The sequence below is a fragment of the Ruegeria sp. K7 genome (assembly GCF_056531785.1).
Map to the genome: position 1 here is coordinate 16,040 of NZ_JBQFMJ010000011.1, position 12,963 is coordinate 29,002.

Genomic DNA, 12,963 nt, shown 5'->3' on the forward strand with positions numbered 1-12,963 from the left:
ATCTGGTTTTCTGGTCTTCGGGTTGAGGGTTTATCTGTCGGAAAGTTGAAATAATTACAGTGGCTTAACTTTCTTCGCGCGACTTTAGATCAGTACGCACTTTTGAAAGTGAACTATTTTACTTTCGCGAGGGCGATGTTCTGGCAGTGTTGTCGTGTGTGAATTTGTTAGTGTTGTGTGTAATCAGATGTACTTGGCCAAATTCGAAGAACAGTTCTGTATTGTCAGCGACATCCGCAAGGATGAGTTTTCCCGCAAGTTCCCTTTGCTCGACATGGGCGCGGTACACGCGCAGTGGAAGACAGGCTCGCGGCTGGTCACGCGGATTGGCGACATCTGGAAGCGAAGCGGAAAGGTTTTCTCCGTTCCATATGAAGGTATTGACGCGTATCCATCTTTTCAGTTTGCCGAAGATGGTACTCCGTTTCCGTTGATGGAAGATGTTTTGAAGGCGCTGCCCGTTGAAATGACCCCGTGGCAATGCGCGTTGTGGATGACCTCGCCCAAAAGTGAGCTGGGAGGCGAAGTTCCGGTCAGCTGTATTCAGTCTGGAGATGACCGTGTGGTCGACGTGGCAAGAAGTGCCACCGCAAACCGTCTCAACTAAACGACTGGCTTTCAGGACGTACGGTTAATTAGAGAACTACTTGCCAGGTTCGAATGTCGTTCAAATTGCGGCAAGGCAGTTTGGTCAGCCTCAAAGTCACTCTGTCGCCCTTTTCGCCAAGCCGCGCCGCCAAGGCGGTTTCCGAAGCCTGTGAAGCCATAACCACGAAATCGGCACTTAATTCTAGACGGGCACTTCCAGATCAGTAGCCGTCAACGCATGAACCTCAGTGTTTTGGAAAATGAACTGCCAAGAGACCCCTCATTGCAAAAGTGGGATTTGCAGCAACAGGCGCCCTCCGTCGTTCCTTCGACAGACATCCCTGCACGCTAAAATTGTGGTAAGTTGGTCACGAGGACATTCTGGCAGGAGGTTTTCCGTTGAAACCGATATCGCTCCGTCTTGCAGTCACGTTCATGACAATTGCCGTCTCGGCAGGTTCGCTGCCTGATCGAGTTAATGCACTGTCATCGGATATCCCCGCCTGGTTGCAAAAGCATGTGGGCACGGGCGATGGCCAAATAGCTCCGATCGTCCTGAAAAGGGCGCGGGATTTGTATCAGGAAAAAGTGCGGCAGGGCGTGGTCAGAAACCCTTGCTACCTTGCAAAGGATGCAACCCGGCCCAGTACCGCGCGAAACGGCAATCCGGGACGTCGGTTTTATGTCATCTGCGAGTCTCGGAGATCTTTCCAGGCCGTCTCGTCCGGCTACGGGAATGGGCGCAAACTGCAGCGCGCCAATTTCTCGAACGGTCGGCAATGCGCGAAGAATTTCAGCAACGCTGAGGGGTCGAAACTAACCGCTGGCGGATCCTACGTGACCGCCGAGACACGAACATCATTCAAAGGCTATTACAGTCATTCCGGTCAGACGAAACCGTTCTATCGGACGTTTCTTTTGTTTGATGGCGAAGGCGAAACGAGCAACGCACGGGAGCGCGCAATTGGCGGACATCCTGCCGTTTTCCTGAAGTGGCAATGCCGGTTCAAAAATCCGCAAAGCTATCATGCGGATGATGACGGCTATGTCCCATACGGAAGGCTCGTGAACTATACCGGGGGCCGCAGCAACGGGTGCACGACATGGTCGCAATCCGCCTCGAAAGAGATTCTGGCCCTGGTGGAAGGGAACCCGACAACCCTCTACATCTATCCGGAAGGCAAAGACATTAACGCCGTCGCAAAGGCGGTCAAAAAGGGAAAATCGTTGTCTGGGGCAGGGGTTTACTGGAACGCCGCCTGTCTACAGGCAATCGGTGCTCCGAAGTTCTGGCCCAAGCGCAGCCTCCAACCCATCATAAACCAATGGAGGGACTCATTGCCCAAGCAACCTCCATTGGAGTTGCCGATCTGCAAGTAAGGCGGGCGGGACGAAGGCACCGATACATTGGTTTCGCGGGACAGCGCTGAAGTGCGCGATCCTTTCCCGTTTATTCGATATGGTCCAGTTGGAGCAGGCTCGTCGCTTGACGCCATCCGGTCGGCATGGTCGCCCACTTTGGGCGACCATCACTTACCAATCGCTTTGCTGCGGCGGGAAGTGCGCCGGAGATCGGCTGCTACTCAACCGGCGACCAGTCCGGGCCGGGATCGTAGATGTTGATATCGGCAGTGGCATCGAGTGTCTCGGGGCCGAAATCGGCCTCGTAAACGATACCGTTTTCACCGACGATGAAGGAATGGATGCCTGTTTCTCCGTAATCCGAAGGCACTGCAAGCAAGGCATGTCCGGCCACGAAGCGATCCCCGACAAAGTACGAGTAGGCTCCACCAGCCGCATTCGCCCCCTGTTCGTGAAGGATGGTGAAGTAATAGCCGAGGAATGGTTCCGCCTCATAGTCGGTCTCACCGTCGCTCCACCCCGAGGCGGCGGCTCGGGCAAGTGCCGCGCCGACAAAGCTGTCATCTTCGGGCCAGAAAAGTCCGTTTCGCTCGCCCGGGTCGGAAATGATCGTCTGCGCAAATTCCATGACGCCGTCACCGTTGTGATCCACCAGCCGGAATGCCGCCTGTAGATCGACATAAGCCTCCAGCAAATCAATCACTTCCAGCTCATTCAAACCGATTTCCCGGGCCGAAAGTTCTTCGATCCCGGCTTCCAGGTCAAAACGCCAGCCGTCTTCCCCGCGCAGGATTGGGATCGGGAAGGGCCAACTGTCTTCACCCAAGAGAAGAACAACCCCATCGTCCTCGGGCTGAAAGCGGTAGCCCTCGGCGTACATGCCAAGAACTTCCTGCCTTCTTTGCTGGTCTTCTGCCGGATCTCCCGATCCGACCAAATCTTCGGCTTCAGGTCCGAAAATCTCAAGCAACTTACTCTGATCATTGGCCTTCAGAGCATCTGCAAACGCGTCCAGCGCGCTTTGCGGAGTATCAAATCGGGCGCCGTCAGAAAGCGCGGAGCCTGTGGTCGCAGCGAGCAAAACAACTGAAAATACCGATATACGCATCTTACCGTCTCCGCTTGCCTTTGGCGGCGTGCCCTCGCTTGGACGCGCTATGAGTTCTGCTTCCGGACGCCTTTTTCTTCATCGCTTGCCCCCTGGACGCACTGGGTTTGCGCTGCGCCGTTGCGGCCTTCTTCGCCTGCGGTTTTCTGGCGGTCTGCGGTTTTTGTGCGACAGGCCGTTTCGCCGCATCGGGTCGTTTGGTCCGATCAACGGCCTGTTGTTTTGCAGCGGCCTTGTCCCGGTCGACGTTGCCCCGGTTTATCTGCGGCAACGGTTTTTTCCCACCGCTCCGATTTGCCAGAGCACCACCGGCCACAGCCCCTGCACCTGCGCCAGCCGCAACGGCAGCCGCCGCACGGTCCCGGCTGATGTCCGCGGCGCCGGACTCGCGGCTCAGTTTTGACCGCAATTCATCCGTGCGACCCTCGGGGCGGTTGACCGGCAAATTGCCGCGACCCCCTTCTGGTCTTTTGTGATTGGCGATTTTGTCTCGGGCTTGCTGCTGACGGCCAGGATCGGGTTTCCATCCGATATCCGTGCGGTTGCCCAGATCAATGTTGTTGCCGATGTTGACGTTTCCATCGACGTCAATGTCGATGTTCGGGTTTCTGTAAATCGGGCCACCGCCCCAGCCACCGCAGTTCCGGCACCCCCAATAGCCATACCAATCGTCGTCGTCGTCAAAAATCTCGTCGATCAGGGCGACGGTGCCAAAGGTCAGCAGGGCTGCGCCTGCAACGTCGCCAACCGACGGTCCCGTATAGACGGTCTCAGGGTTGTACTGTGGGACGTATACGGTTTCCGGCTCTGTCGGTGTAATGACAACCGTGTCTTCTTCCGTCACCTCGACAGTTTGCGCGGGCCCGGACACAAGCGCTCCGCTGTCAATCGCCTGGTCCCGCATGACTTGAACCGCGTCCAGCACATCATCGGACTGCGCCAGCATGGCTGTTCCCACCGTCTCGGTCCAATCGACATGGGTGGCCATCTGACCGACGACTTCGGGAAACGCTGTCGCCAACACACTGACCGAAGGATCCCAGCCCATGGCTTCAATTTCCGGACCAAGCTCGGAGGCGTCTCGGTCGGCGTTGTCCAGCAAATACCGTTCGGCCTTCACGATCTCCAACGGCTGCGTCGCCGCGACCAAAATCTGTATCAGCAGCGTATCAGGATAAAGAGCGACCGGAGCGACCAGGGTCTGCAACTCAGCATCAGTTAGAAGATCGGACGAAGTGGCCGAGGAGTTTTCCGTCGCAGCAGCGTCATCAGATGCCTCTTGTGCGAACAAGGTCGTAGATGCGCAAATACCGAGCGCAAAAATTAGATATCTAAACATATTGCGATCCTTCAATTTCTTGAAGGATCACCCAAGACCGCGATTCTGGCAACCGGGCGGTCTTACAGACATTTGTTGGAGGCGAAACCGTTGCTGGAGGCATCCCCGTGCGCCGGGCCCTGCGACCGAAAGAATAGGGAAAATGTCGCAAACTCAACGAGCAAACGTTTGGCAATTGCCCCTTTCGCGGCATTTCGGCGCAAATTCTACCGTGATCGCGCGGTGGGGTGACAGAACCGCTTTGGTTTCCCATTTGCCACCAACCACTTTGTCGGCGAGACAGGCCAATTGATGACCCCCGTGTATGCCTGCGCCAAGGTCTATTCCTGTATTGTTTTGTTCCGATTTGCGTAATAGGTTTCCGCCGAAATGATTTTGCAGCGGATATTATCGGTGTTCCTGGCAGCAATTCTGGTCTTATTGACCGGGTTCGCAAGTGTTGCCCACGACATGCCGCTGCATTGCAACGATGGACATTGTGACGAGGTTCAGTCTTTGGAGCGATCTCCGCACTTGGATCGTTTGTCGCCGACCGGCCATCACGAAACGGACGGCGCAGACCATGATGGATGCAATCCTTTCCTCCGCAACCTGATGTTACTTGCCTCCGAGACGTCGGATGCATCACCAGACCAGTTCGAACAGGTATTGAATTGGCAGGTAAGCGAACTTTCTGCGCTGCGTGAGCCGGAACATCCGGACAGACCACCTAACTTCTGAAACGGCACTTCGACGCTAGGTGTACGCGCCTGGTGTTTTTGCTTGGCCGCCGCTCAGCGCGGTCAATATTCTGTTTCATAAAGTCAGGAAGAACCATGAACCGAAAGTATCTCGTTATCGGAGCGTGTGCCGTGGCGGTCGCTGCTGCCTACATTATGCTGCGGCCCGGTACGTCCGAAATTGCCACTCCGTCGTCCCCTGTAGAAGGGGATGCCATGGTGGCCATTCAAATGCCCCCGATCGAGGGCAACGCTGCCATTGGTCAGCGTATCTTCGACGAGGCCTGCGCCGCGTGCCACGGCACCAATGCTGTCGGAATTGAAGGTGCCGGACCTCCACTGATCCATGTTATCTATGAACCCAGCCATCACGCCGACGAATCCTTTCAGCGCGCAGTTGCGACAGGTGTAAGAAGCCATCACTGGTCGTTCGGAGATATGCCGCCGGTCGAAGGCTTAACCCGTGGCGACGTTGCCATCGTTGTCGCCTATATCCGCGAAATCCAGCGCGCCAACGGAATTAACTGAGGAACACTCTATGAAGACGCTCACGATCCTTGTTCTGCTTGCCACGCTTGCCACGGGTGCGCTTGCGCATTCCCGCGTGGACACGACGACGCCAGAAAACGGTGCGACGATTGCGGAAGTCCCGTCTGAAATCAGTTTCAACTTTGCGGACGACATCCGTCTGACCCGAGTGGAGATGACCCATCAGGATCTTCATTCGGTCCCGCTCGACATTGGGAACCAGACCAGTTTTGATCGCCTCTTCACCCTCCCGCTTCAGGATATGGGGGCAGGCGCCTATCGCATAGAATGGCGCGGTCTGGGCGTGGACGGCCATGCGATGCAGGGCGAATTTTCCTTTACGGTTGACTGAGGATGCCGGACATCTGGGGCATTGCTGCGATCCTGTCAAAACTCCTGCTGTATGTTGGCATTGCAGGATCCGCCGGGTTGGTGATCATGCGCGCCGCTTTTGCTGATCTCCTCTCGTCGCTGAGCGGCCGGATGCGCATCCATACTGCGCTCTTGGCTGGGCTTGCGATAGTCGCGTCTGTCATTGGATTCATGCTGCGCGGGGCCGCCCTGACCGGCGGCGCTGATGGGATGAGCGATCCCGAGATGCTGGGGCTTTTGTGGCAAACACCGGTCGGTGATGTTCTGGTCTATCGACTGGTCGGCGTGGCCATGATCCTTGTCGGGTTGTTCGTGCCGTATGTCGGTCAATGGATATCCCTTGCCGGCGGTGTGCTGGCGCTGTGGTCATTCGCGCAGATTGGGCATGTGCCCGGCCTGGAACAAAGCGGCGTAAGGCTTCTGCTGCTTTTGCATCTGCTTTGCCTTGCGTTCTGGATCGGCATTCTTGGTCCGCTACGGCGCTTGTCGTTACAGCCCGAATACTTGGACGAGGCCGCAGCGCTGGGGGATCGTTTCGGGCAGGCCGCCTCGGTCATTGTCCCTGTGCTGATTTTGGCGGGCTTGCTGATGTCCTGGCTTCTGTTGGGTGATCTTCGAAGCCTTTTTGTTTCGGGCTACGGGCAGGCACTTCTCATTAAACTGGGGCTGGTGGCGCTGGTGCTGGTGATGGCAGCCGCCAACAAGTTTCGGTTTGTTCCTGCCATGCAGGCAGGTGATCACGACGCAGCGCGGCATCTGGCACGCTCCATCGAAATAGAAACTGCAGTCATACTGGTCGTGTTCGCGGCAACAGCTACCCTTACCAGCGTCCTGACCCTTCCGAATTGAGGTTTAAGATGAACCGAAGAGAATTCCTGATCACGACAAGTGCAATGGCACTGTTTCCCGGCGTCGTCCTCGCGGCGGCTCCATTGGACCTGATTGCACAGCCAGTCACTGCGCAAATCCTGCCGGAAGGCGATCCGGAAACGCCGATGCTTGGCTTCAACGGCAGCACGCCCGGTCCGGTCCTTCGCGTCCGTCAGGGCGAGGTTTTCGACATCCGTTTTCTCAACCAGATAGGCGACGGCTCGGCGGTCCATTGGCACGGGTTGCGGACCGACAATGCGATGGACGGTGTGCCGGGCCTGACACAGGACGTCGTCGAAGCGGGTGCAGAGTTCACCTATCGCTTTCGCGCGCCGGACGCCGGAACCTTCTGGTATCACTCGCATAACCGGTCCTGGGAACAGGTTGCAAAGGGGCTTTACGGCCCCCTGATCGTCGAGGAACAATCCCCGCCTGATGTGGATCATGACGTGATCGTCTTGATTGACGATTGGCGCATTACCGAAGACGGCACGCTCGCCGATGGCTTTGAGAACATGCACGATCAGGCGCATCAGGGTCGGCTTGGCAACTATGCCCGTGTGCTTTTCGAACCGGACACGTCCGTTCGTCTTGGTGACCGTGTGCGCTTGCGGTTGATCAACGTCGCGACTGACAGGATTTTCCCAATTGAACTTGAAGGCATTGACGGCAAGACTGTTGCATTGGACGGTATGCCGCTTTCCGATCCGCAAGAGGTTTCTGATCTGGTTTTGGCCCCGGCCCAACGGGTTGATATCATAGCGGATGTCACTTCCGCTGAAACAATCGCATTTATATTCCCGACCCGGGATGATCCTTACCTGTTGGGCGAAATCCCGGTTGAGGGAGAGAACACTGCGCGACAACCATCAGAGATATCCGCGTTGCCGCCAAACGAGACGGTGCAGCCCGACTTGGACGATGCCGTTTCCTTGACCTTGACCATGGAGGGCGGGGCCATGAGCCAAAGAATGATGCAGGGGCTGATGGAAGAGGGCATCTGGGCGTTCAACGGACAGTCCGGCCTTGCAGATACCCCGTTCCACAGCTTCCAACGCGGACAGACTGCGCGCATCCAACTGGTGAACGATACCCGGTTTCCACATGGTATCCATCTGCACGGGCATCACTTTTTCGAGGTCGAAGCCGACGGTAATTTAGGTGCATTCCGGGATACAACGCTGATTGATCCGGGTGCAACGCGAGACATCGTTTGCGTGTTCGACAACCCCGGCAAATGGCTGATGCACTGTCACATGCTGGGCCATCAGGCGGCGGGCATGAAAACCTGGGTCGAGGTCGCATGAAACGCGTTTTGATCATCGCAGCCTTTAGCGTTGCAACCGGGGCGATCGCAGGTCACGAACTGGATGGCCGCGATTTGGCCAGCGGTCAGGCCCTTTACGCCGAACATTGCGCGTCCTGTCACGGTGCCAACCTCGAAGGACAACCGAACTGGCAAACGCCAGACGAAAACGGTGTCTTGCCCGCGCCTCCCCATGATGAGACGGGACACACCTGGCATCACGACAACCTTTTGCTTTTTGAATATACCCAATTGGGTGGAGAAAAAGCTTTGGCGGTACGCGGTATCAGCGACTTCGCAAGTGGAATGCCCGGGTTTGAAGATGCAATTTCAGACGATGAAATCTGGGATATCTTAGCCTACATTCGATCGACATGGTCTGAACGTGCTCAGGAAATTCAGGCCTCCAGAAATCCGCCGCACGACTGACATCGCTAATAGCCGGTTAACGCCGACAAACCGCGTCTGGACGTATGCAGCAGGCAATGTTCGAAATTTCAGTTGCTTGAAGAAGTGGTGGGCGACCCTGGAATCGAACCAGGCGTGCGTCTCCGCGAGGGAGTTACAGTCCCCTGCCACACCTTGCGGCCTGTCGCCCACTGTCAGGCGTTGCACCTGACGTGGAGGCGTGATTACTAGCGCCTTAAAGGAGCGTCAACAGGAAAATTCCGCTTTGGCGCAGGAAACCGAATTCCCGGCCCGGAGGCCCTTAAAATGAAGAAACCCAAATGGGTCGTCGAAAAGGAACAGGCGCGCAAAGCAGCCGCGTCCGAGACTGTATGGTTGTTCGGACTGCACGCCGTCCGTGACGCGCTCATGAACCCGAAGCGTCAGAAATTGCGTCTGATCGTGACCCTGAACGCGCAGGCCAAGCTGGCGGAAGCCATTGAATTTGCAGGAATTGAAGCCGAGCTGGTTGATCCACGTAAATTCACGGCGCCGATCGATCCGGGTTCGGTGCATCAGGGCGCGGCGCTTGAGGTCAAGCCGCTGGACTGGGGTGGGCTGGCCGAAAACTGCATCGGTCGTGAACACCCGCGCGTCATTCTGCTGGACCGGGTCACCGACCCGCACAACGTCGGGGCGATTCTGCGCTCGGCCGAGGTGCTAGGTGCAAGCGCCGTTGTCGGCACACGCCACCATTCGGCGCCGGAAACCGGAGCGCTGGCGAAAACCGCCAGCGGCGCGCTCGAACGCCAGCCCTATCTGCGGGTGCGCAATCTGGCGGACGCAATCGTCGAGCTGCAGAATATGGGGTTTCTGGTGCTGGGGCTGGACGGCGAGGCGGATCAGACCATCGAAACCACGTTGGCCGGCAAGCTGGACCGGCCGGTTGCACTGGTGTTGGGTGCCGAAGGCCCCGGTTTGCGGCAGAAAACCAAGGAAACGGTCGATCATCTGGTGAAAATTGACGCAGCGGGCGGTTTCGGGTCGCTCAACGTCTCAAATGCGGCTGCGATTGCCCTATATGCATCGAGGCACAAATAACAGGAGAGCGTCATTCCCAGCCCGTCGAAAATTGCCACTTGCTGTTACTGCGGCACGCGTGCCGCGCTGGTTCTGCAGGGAAAACAACGTCACGAGCTCAGCTGTTCCAGTTGTGGCGCCCCCCTGCACGACCTCAAGATGTTGCCCAAACGAAAGCTGACTGAAGAAAGGCAAGTGCGTCCGGCCAAGTCCAAGGCCCGAACGCCGAAATACAAATACAAGAAACGGAAAAAAGGTGTATTCTCGCGCGTGCTGGATGAAGCCTGGGATGTGATCGAAGATATCTTCGACTGACTTGTTTCTTCGGCGACACGGGTGTTCACAACCGCGTCAAGGGGGGTTTCATGGCGCTGAAAAAGTTGCATTTTGACGGTCTCGAATTCTAAGAACTCAGACCGACGATGCTGACCCGACGTTTCTTCATTGGCGCAATGGCCGCTATCATGTTCGCACCTGCCGTCCAGGCGCAGGATGCGCCCGTCTATTTTGCCACAGATGGTGCGGCAATGGCGGGCTATGATCCCGTGTCCTATTTCGTGGATGACGCACCGGTGCTGGGCCATGCCGAGCATTCGTTGATGTGGAAAGGCGTTGAATGGCATTTCGCATCAGCCGAGAACCAGGAGCGGTTCGAGCGTGATCCGCGTGCCTTTGCGCCTCAGTTCGGCGGATATTGCGCTTATGCTATGGCTCTGGGTCTTCTGTCCAGCACCGACCCAATGGCGTGGAGGGTCGTGGATGGCAGGCTTTATTTGGTGCATTCGCTCGCGATCGAGAAAGTGTGGCAGGAAGACATGGCGCTGAACATTCGCATGGCCGAGGAGCACTGGCCCTCGGTTCTGTACAAGTGACAGGCGAAACTTCGCGTTTTTTTGATCTGTCATCACAAAAATGCGCGCACCCTCTTTTTTTTGCCGAACTCATGCCTAAATGTCACAGTGACCGCGGAACGGAACTGCCGCGGGTCATTTCACTGTCCCTCGTTCCAACAACTGGCGCTCAGGTCCGACCTGGGCGCTTTTTTCTTTTGAACGCAGCGATTAGGGTGCCCTCATGGCAGATTATTCCGATGAGTTCCTGAAAGGCATCCTGCAACGCACCAAAGTTGTGGCGGTCGTCGGGGTGTCGATGAACCCGGTGCGGCCCAGTTATTACGTGGCGCGATACCTTTCGCTGAAAGGATACCGGGTCATTCCGGTCAATCCGGGACATGCAGGGAAGCAATTGTTCGGTCAGACCGTTCATGCGTCGCTGTCGGATATTTCCGAACCTGTCGACATGGTGGACATATTTCGCAGATCCGAAGCCGTGCCACCGATTGTGGACGAAGCTTTGCAGGTTTTTCCAAAGCTCAGGACAGTCTGGATGCAGATCGGTGTCGAACATGAAGGCGCGGCAGCAGTTGCACAGGCCAGAGGTGTCGATGTGGTCATGAACCGATGCCCGAAAATCGAATATCAGCGGCTTTTCGGGGAATTGCGCATGGGCGGGTTTGCCACCGGGATCATATCGTCAAAGCTGTGACCGTCAGCCGCCGCCTGCCGTTTTCAGCCGGGCAACCTGTTCTAGGCGCCGCTTTTCCAGAACCTGATCGCGCGGGACCCACTCGTAACGTGTGTCCTCGACCAAAGGTCCCCAGTACAGCACTCCACCATACCGCCACGGGTCCAGTACGATCCCTTCGTACATGGTTTCTCCGCGTCGGCTGATAATGGCGGTCGAGTGGTCGATTCGGAACGGGTTGTCGGCATTGGCGATGGCGCGGTGCAGGGTCAGTGTTTCGAACTCTTCCTGTTTTAGGCGCCGTTCAATGTCTTCGGCCCAGTGCCAGCACAATCCGCGCGGACGCAAGCCCTTATTGACCTTTGCGTTATGGATCAGCGGCGGGTCGGTGATCTCATATTCCTCGACCAACTGCGCGGTGTAGCTGTAGGCGACCCGCGCCGCGCGCTGCGCTTCTGCGGGGTCGATATCGGGTCCGAGGCTTTGGATTTCGGCTGCCAGCCTTTGAACCTCGTCCCCGGTTGAACGGGGCGGCGCAGAACAGGCCGCAAGGATGGCAAGCGTCGCCACAAAAACCAATGCTCTGATCATCGCGCGCGTTCCCTGATCCGTGGCACCCTGACACAGCACTATAGCGGGCAGGAGCAGCGCACGAAACCCACGCTTAGCCCTTGGGACGCGCCGCTTTTTCGGCAATGCCGCTGATGCCCTGACGCCGGGCAAGCTCGTTCAGAACGTCATCCAGCGCCACATCACGGGCGGCCAGCATCACCAGCAGGTGATACAGCACATCAGCCGCCTCGGACGTCAGCCCGGCGCGATCACCCTTGATGGCTTCGATGATGGCCTCGATGGCCTCTTCGCCGAACTTCTCGGCACACTTTTCGGGGCCCTTGGCAAGCAGTTTGGCGGTCCAGCTCAACTCGGGGTCGGTTCCCTTGCGCGCGTCGATGGTTACGGCCAGTTCGTGCAGAATGCTCATGTCAGCCTCATCGGGATGCCTGCGGCGGCCATGTGTTCCTTGGCCTCGCGGATGGTGTATTCTCCGAAATGGAAGATCGAAGCCGCCAATACCGCGCTGGCACCGCCTTCGGTCACGCCTTCGACCAGATGATCTAGATTGCCGACCCCGCCCGATGCGATCACCGGTACATCCACCGCGTCCGAGATCGCGCGGGTCAGGGGCAGGTTGAACCCGGATTTGGTGCCGTCACGATCCATCGAAGTCAGCAGGATTTCCCCTGCGCCCTTGGCGACCACGGTTCTTGCAAACTCGACCGCGTCAATGCCGGTTGGTTTGCGCCCTCCGTGGGTAAAGATCTCCCACTTGCAGGGGCTGACGGTTTTGGCATCGATGGCGACCACGATGCACTGGTTGCCGAACTGATCGGCGGCCTCGGCCACAACATCCGGGTTCGCCACGGCGGCCGAGTTGAAACTGACCTTGTCGGCACCTGCCAGCAGCAGCGCGCGGACATCTTCCCTGGTGCGGACACCACCGCCCACCGTCAGCGGAACAAAACACTGTTCCGCCGTGCGCTGCACCACATCGAACATGGTGCCCCGGTTTTCATGGGTGGCGTGAATATCCAGAAAGCAGATTTCGTCCGCGCCGGCGGCATCATAGGCCTTGGCCGATTCCACCGGGTCGCCCGCGTCTCGCAAGCCGACGAAATTGACGCCCTTAACCACGCGGCCATCGGCAACATCAAGGCAGGGAATGATCCGTGTTTTTAGCATGGCATGTCCTTTGTTGGCGCACCTCTACCGGCAAAGCCCC

Annotated in this window: 17 protein-coding genes and 1 tRNA gene; 12 read left to right on the forward strand and 6 right to left on the reverse strand. The window is 57.4% G+C overall.

Annotation, left to right across the window (positions count from 1 at the left end):
• The first annotated feature begins 187 nt into the window (after window positions 1-187).
• Both ACR0FE_RS16525 and ACR0FE_RS16530 read left to right on the forward strand, forming a co-directional pair.
• Complete coding sequence (locus tag ACR0FE_RS16525) at window positions 188-607, forward strand: hypothetical protein (protein ID WP_170615150.1); 420 nt, start codon at window positions 188-190, stop codon at window positions 605-607.
• A 416-nt stretch (window positions 608-1,023) separates the two neighbouring features.
• Entirely contained in the window at window positions 1,024-1,968 is a 945-nt protein-coding gene (locus tag ACR0FE_RS16530) for a hypothetical protein (RefSeq protein ID WP_480913987.1), read from the forward strand.
• Window positions 1,969-2,167: 199 nt separating this feature from the next.
• On the opposite strand, the gene ACR0FE_RS16535 is transcribed toward ACR0FE_RS16530, so the two are convergent.
• Window positions 2,168-3,058: a DUF2950 family protein gene (locus ACR0FE_RS16535; RefSeq protein WP_480913988.1), complete on the reverse strand. Its 891-nt coding sequence runs from the start codon at window positions 3,056-3,058 to the stop codon at window positions 2,168-2,170.
• Between the two features lies 1 nt (window position 3,059).
• On the reverse strand, window positions 3,060-4,397 hold the full coding sequence (locus ACR0FE_RS16540) for a DUF3300 domain-containing protein (protein WP_480913989.1): 1,338 nt from the start codon (window positions 4,395-4,397) through the stop codon (window positions 3,060-3,062).
• Window positions 4,398-4,766: 369 nt separating this feature from the next.
• Between ACR0FE_RS16540 and ACR0FE_RS16545 the strand changes: the two genes are divergently transcribed.
• The 6 genes from ACR0FE_RS16545 to ACR0FE_RS16570 all read left to right on the forward strand — a co-directional run bounded on the left by ACR0FE_RS16545 (window position 4,767) and on the right by ACR0FE_RS16570 (window position 8,621).
• Window positions 4,767-5,117: a hypothetical protein gene (locus tag ACR0FE_RS16545; RefSeq protein WP_480913991.1), complete on the forward strand. Its 351-nt coding sequence runs from the start codon at window positions 4,767-4,769 to the stop codon at window positions 5,115-5,117.
• A 95-nt stretch (window positions 5,118-5,212) separates the two neighbouring features.
• On the forward strand, window positions 5,213-5,644 hold the full coding sequence (locus ACR0FE_RS16550) for a c-type cytochrome (protein ID WP_480913992.1): 432 nt from the start codon (window positions 5,213-5,215) through the stop codon (window positions 5,642-5,644).
• Between the two features lie 10 nt (window positions 5,645-5,654).
• On the forward strand, window positions 5,655-5,996 hold the full coding sequence (locus ACR0FE_RS16555; protein ID WP_480913994.1) for a copper resistance CopC family protein: 342 nt from the start codon (window positions 5,655-5,657) through the stop codon (window positions 5,994-5,996).
• A 2-nt stretch (window positions 5,997-5,998) separates the two neighbouring features.
• Window positions 5,999-6,865 carry a copper resistance D family protein gene (locus tag ACR0FE_RS16560; protein WP_480913996.1) on the forward strand — a complete coding sequence of 289 codons (867 nt, stop codon included), beginning with the start codon at window positions 5,999-6,001 and terminating at the stop codon, window positions 6,863-6,865.
• A gap of 8 nt (window positions 6,866-6,873) precedes the next feature.
• A complete protein-coding gene (locus ACR0FE_RS16565) occupies window positions 6,874-8,193 on the forward strand; it encodes a multicopper oxidase family protein (protein ID WP_480913998.1) in 1,320 nt (439 codons plus the stop codon).
• Complete coding sequence (locus tag ACR0FE_RS16570; RefSeq protein WP_480914000.1) at window positions 8,190-8,621, forward strand: c-type cytochrome; 432 nt, start codon at window positions 8,190-8,192, stop codon at window positions 8,619-8,621. Before ACR0FE_RS16565 ends, ACR0FE_RS16570 begins: the two co-directional genes overlap by 4 nt.
• Before the next feature lie 85 nt (window positions 8,622-8,706).
• On the opposite strand, the gene ACR0FE_RS16575 is transcribed toward ACR0FE_RS16570, so the two are convergent.
• Window positions 8,707-8,790: transfer RNA gene (locus ACR0FE_RS16575), tRNA-Tyr, on the reverse strand.
• Between the two features lie 116 nt (window positions 8,791-8,906).
• Between ACR0FE_RS16575 and rlmB the strand changes: the two genes are divergently transcribed.
• From rlmB to ACR0FE_RS16595, 4 genes are all read left to right on the forward strand, one after another.
• Window positions 8,907-9,680 (forward strand): 23S rRNA (guanosine(2251)-2'-O)-methyltransferase RlmB, encoded by a 774-nt coding sequence (rlmB, locus tag ACR0FE_RS16580; protein WP_170677986.1) that lies wholly within the window; start codon window positions 8,907-8,909, stop codon window positions 9,678-9,680.
• A 12-nt stretch (window positions 9,681-9,692) separates the two neighbouring features.
• On the forward strand, window positions 9,693-9,974 hold the full coding sequence (locus tag ACR0FE_RS16585) for a hypothetical protein (RefSeq protein WP_170615442.1): 282 nt from the start codon (window positions 9,693-9,695) through the stop codon (window positions 9,972-9,974).
• 107 nt (window positions 9,975-10,081) lie between these two features.
• The gene (locus ACR0FE_RS16590; protein WP_170615169.1) at window positions 10,082-10,531 is read left to right on the forward strand and encodes a YHS domain-containing (seleno)protein; all 450 of its coding nucleotides are present in this window, start codon (window positions 10,082-10,084) and stop codon (window positions 10,529-10,531) included.
• A gap of 202 nt (window positions 10,532-10,733) precedes the next feature.
• Window positions 10,734-11,204 (forward strand): CoA-binding protein, encoded by a 471-nt coding sequence (locus tag ACR0FE_RS16595; RefSeq protein ID WP_480914003.1) that lies wholly within the window; start codon window positions 10,734-10,736, stop codon window positions 11,202-11,204.
• 3 nt (window positions 11,205-11,207) lie between these two features.
• On the opposite strand, the gene ACR0FE_RS16600 is transcribed toward ACR0FE_RS16595, so the two are convergent.
• The 3 genes from ACR0FE_RS16600 to hisF all read right to left on the reverse strand — a co-directional run bounded on the left by ACR0FE_RS16600 (window position 11,208) and on the right by hisF (window position 12,923).
• Window positions 11,208-11,774 (reverse strand): hypothetical protein, encoded by a 567-nt coding sequence (locus tag ACR0FE_RS16600; RefSeq protein ID WP_321254185.1) that lies wholly within the window; start codon window positions 11,772-11,774, stop codon window positions 11,208-11,210.
• Between the two features lie 73 nt (window positions 11,775-11,847).
• On the reverse strand, window positions 11,848-12,165 hold the full coding sequence (locus ACR0FE_RS16605) for a phosphoribosyl-ATP diphosphatase (RefSeq protein ID WP_480914005.1): 318 nt from the start codon (window positions 12,163-12,165) through the stop codon (window positions 11,848-11,850).
• Entirely contained in the window at window positions 12,162-12,923 is a 762-nt protein-coding gene (gene hisF, locus ACR0FE_RS16610; RefSeq protein ID WP_480914007.1) for an imidazole glycerol phosphate synthase subunit HisF, read from the reverse strand. Before hisF ends, ACR0FE_RS16605 begins: the two co-directional genes overlap by 4 nt.
• Window positions 12,924-12,963 lie beyond the last annotated feature (40 nt).

What these genes read in the sequence shown, in the direction of transcription:
- ACR0FE_RS16525 (WP_170615150.1), top strand. Translation starts at nt 188, where the DNA reads ATGTACTTGGCCAAATTCGAAGAACAGTTCTGTATTGTCAGCGACATC.
- ACR0FE_RS16530 (WP_480913987.1), top strand. Translation starts at nt 1,024, where the DNA reads ATGACAATTGCCGTCTCGGCAGGTTCGCTGCCTGATCGAGTTAATGCA.
- ACR0FE_RS16535 (WP_480913988.1), bottom strand. Translation starts at nt 3,058, where the DNA reads ATGCGTATATCGGTATTTTCAGTTGTTTTGCTCGCTGCGACCACAGGC.
- ACR0FE_RS16540 (WP_480913989.1), bottom strand. Translation starts at nt 4,397, where the DNA reads ATGTTTAGATATCTAATTTTTGCGCTCGGTATTTGCGCATCTACGACC.
- ACR0FE_RS16545 (WP_480913991.1), top strand. Translation starts at nt 4,767, where the DNA reads ATGATTTTGCAGCGGATATTATCGGTGTTCCTGGCAGCAATTCTGGTC.
- ACR0FE_RS16550 (WP_480913992.1), top strand. Translation starts at nt 5,213, where the DNA reads ATGAACCGAAAGTATCTCGTTATCGGAGCGTGTGCCGTGGCGGTCGCT.
- ACR0FE_RS16555 (WP_480913994.1), top strand. Translation starts at nt 5,655, where the DNA reads ATGAAGACGCTCACGATCCTTGTTCTGCTTGCCACGCTTGCCACGGGT.
- ACR0FE_RS16560 (WP_480913996.1), top strand. Translation starts at nt 5,999, where the DNA reads ATGCCGGACATCTGGGGCATTGCTGCGATCCTGTCAAAACTCCTGCTG.
- ACR0FE_RS16565 (WP_480913998.1), top strand. Translation starts at nt 6,874, where the DNA reads ATGAACCGAAGAGAATTCCTGATCACGACAAGTGCAATGGCACTGTTT.
- ACR0FE_RS16570 (WP_480914000.1), top strand. Translation starts at nt 8,190, where the DNA reads ATGAAACGCGTTTTGATCATCGCAGCCTTTAGCGTTGCAACCGGGGCG.
- rlmB (WP_170677986.1), top strand. Translation starts at nt 8,907, where the DNA reads ATGAAGAAACCCAAATGGGTCGTCGAAAAGGAACAGGCGCGCAAAGCA.
- ACR0FE_RS16590 (WP_170615169.1), top strand. Translation starts at nt 10,082, where the DNA reads ATGCTGACCCGACGTTTCTTCATTGGCGCAATGGCCGCTATCATGTTC.
- ACR0FE_RS16595 (WP_480914003.1), top strand. Translation starts at nt 10,734, where the DNA reads ATGGCAGATTATTCCGATGAGTTCCTGAAAGGCATCCTGCAACGCACC.
- ACR0FE_RS16600 (WP_321254185.1), bottom strand. Translation starts at nt 11,774, where the DNA reads ATGATCAGAGCATTGGTTTTTGTGGCGACGCTTGCCATCCTTGCGGCC.
- ACR0FE_RS16605 (WP_480914005.1), bottom strand. Translation starts at nt 12,165, where the DNA reads ATGAGCATTCTGCACGAACTGGCCGTAACCATCGACGCGCGCAAGGGA.
- hisF (WP_480914007.1), bottom strand. Translation starts at nt 12,923, where the DNA reads ATGCTAAAAACACGGATCATTCCCTGCCTTGATGTTGCCGATGGCCGC.